This is a genomic window from Salinispora pacifica CNR114 (assembly GCF_000514775.1).
In the GTDB taxonomy this organism is placed as follows: Bacteria; Actinomycetota; Actinomycetes; order Mycobacteriales; family Micromonosporaceae; genus Micromonospora; species Micromonospora pacifica.
Map to the genome: position 1 here is coordinate 1 of NZ_AZWO01000079.1, position 2641 is coordinate 2641.

Annotated in this window: 1 pseudogene; it reads right to left on the reverse strand. The window is 71.8% G+C overall.

From position 1 onward, the window contains the following. Positions 1 to 2590, reverse strand: a pseudogene (locus tag B118_RS33540) (beta-ketoacyl reductase); the annotation flags it as partial. Positions 2591 to 2641 lie beyond the last annotated feature (51 nt).

The following is a 2641-nucleotide window of genomic DNA, read 5'->3' on the forward strand; positions in this document are numbered from 1 at the left end:
CCGCCGAACCCCGCACCACCCCAAACACCCGATGCCCATTACGACGAGCATCCGACAACCGCTCCAACACCAACACACCAACACCCTCAGACCAGCCGGTGCCGTCGGCGTTGTCGGAAAACGACTTGCAGCGGCCATCCGGGGCTAGTCCCCGTTGCCGGCTGAACGCCACAAACGGGGTGGGATTCGACATCACCAACACCCCGCCGGCGATCGCGGTGGCGCACTCCCCGGCGCGCAGCGCCTGACTGGCGAGGTGCAGGGCGACCAGCGACGAGGAGCAGGCGGTGTCGATCGTCATCGACGGCCCCTCGAAGCCGAAGGCGTACGAAATCCGGCCAGAAATCACCGACGCGGAGCTACCGGTGCTCAGGTACGCCTCCGACTCGGCGGGGGCGAGGCCGAGCAGGTCACCGTAGTCCTGGGCGCCGGAGCCGACGAAGACGCCGACCGGACCGCCGCGCAACGCCTCGGGGTTCATCCCGGCGTGCTCACACGCCTCCCAGGTGACTTCGAGCATCAGCCGCTGCTGCGGGTCCATGGCCAGCGCCTCGCGGGGCGAGATGCCGAAGAACTCGGCGTCGAACCCGCCCGCGTCGTAGACGAAACCGCCGGAGCGCACGTAGCTGGTGCCCGGCTGATCCGGGTCGGCGTCGAATAGCGCATCGGTGTCCCAGCCCCGGTCAACGGGGAAGGCGCTGATCGCGTCGGTGTCGGTGGCGACGAGCTGCCACAGGTCCTCAGGGGACTGGACGCCGCCAGGGTAGCGGCAGCCCATGCCGACAATGGCGATCGGCTCGTCCGGAGCGAGGCCGGCAGTAGTCGATGGGACGGTGGGTCCGGCGGCGGTGCTGACGAGTTCGTCGTACAGGTGACGGGCCAACACCGCAGGGGTCGGGTGGTCGTAGACCATGGTGGCGGGCAGGCGCAGCCCGACTGCCTCGCCGACCGCGTTGCGCAGCTCCACCGCGGTCAGCGAGTCGAAGCCGAGTTCCCGGAACGGCCGTTGGACGTCAACGGCGGCGGAGGCGTCGTACCCGAGGACGGCCGCGACGTGGGTACGGACGATGTCCAGCAGGTGCGGCAGCCGGTCGGCGTCGGGCAGATCGGCCAGCACGGAGGCATCCCGTGGCTGGGCCGGCGCGGTGGCCACCGCGCTCTGGTGGGCCTCGGGGAGCGCGGCGAGCAGCGGTCGGGGCCGGGCCACGGTATAGATCGGGGTGAACCGGTCCCAGTCGATGTCGGTGACCACGAGGTGGCTCTCGTCGTGGTCGAGGACCTGCCGCAACACCGCGAGAGCGAGTCGCGGCTCCATCGGTGGGGTGCCCTGGCGCAGCAGCTGTTCGGTGGCCTGGTCGTCCACCATGCCACCGCCACCCCAGGTCCCCCAGGCGATGGAGGTGGCGGTACGGCCCTGGCGACGGCGCCGGTGGGCCAGGGCGTCGAGCCAGGCGTTGCCGGCGCCATACGCGGCCTGTCCAGCGCTGCCCCAGACGGCCGCGCCGGAGGCGAAGAGAACGAATGCGTCGAGCGGCCGGTCGGCGAGCAACTCGTCGAGGTGGGTCGCGCCGAGCACCTTGGCCCGGCACACGTCGGCGAAGGCGTCAAGGTCGGTCTCGCCGAGCGGGGTGGCTTCGGGCAACACCCCGGCGGCGTGAAAGACAGCGGTCAGGTCGTCGCCGATCCCGTCGAGAAGCGTGGCGACCGCCTCGCGGTCGGTCACGTCGCAGGCGACGACCTGAACGCCGGGCAGACGGGCGGCGAGGTCGGCGGCGCCGGGGGCGGCCGGGCCGCGTCGGCTGGCCAGGACGACCCGGTCGACACCCTGGTCGAGTAGCCATTCGCTGAGGTGCGCGCCGATGCCACCGGTGCCGCCGGTGACCAGGACGGTGCCGGTGGATCGCCACCGCCGGTCCGGGGTGCCGGCGACGGGCCAGCGGACCATCCGTCGCGCCAGCACCCCGCCGCTACGCAGGGCGACCTGGTCCTCGCCGCCGTCGGTGAGCACGTCGACGAGCCGGTCGAGGGTGTCGGGCGTCCAGTCGGCGGGCAGGTCGGCCAGGCCGCCCCACCAGCCCGGGTAGTCGAGGGACAGTACGGTGCCGAGCCCCCAGAGCCCGGCCTGCGCGGCGTGCGGCAGGTCCTCGTACGGGTCGACAGCGACGGCGCCGGTGGTGAGGCACCAGAGCCGGCCGGCGAAGTCGGCGGCGGCAAGGGCGCGCACCAGGCGTACGGTGCTGGTTACTCCGGCGGAGAGACCGGCGTTGTGGGTGTCCGCGGTGTCGTCGAGGCCGAGCAGGGATACGATTCCGGCGGGCGTGTCGCGGTCGTCTGGCACGGTGTCGGTGAGCCGGACGACGGTCGCGCCGCGTGCGGTGAGTGCGTCGGCCACAGCGGCGGCCCGGGGATCGTTGGTGAGTGCGCCTGGTGTGACAACCCACCAGTCGCCGGTCAGGTGCTGCCCGGTGGGCATGTTGGCGACCCGCCACATTACCCGGTACCGCCACCTGGCGGTGGTGACGTCCTTGTCGGCTCCGGTGTCGTGCAGCCAGTAGCGCTGGTGTTGGAAGGCATACGTCGGCAAATCCACCCGCCGCCCACCCCCACACACCACACCCCAATCCAAATCCACACCCGACAC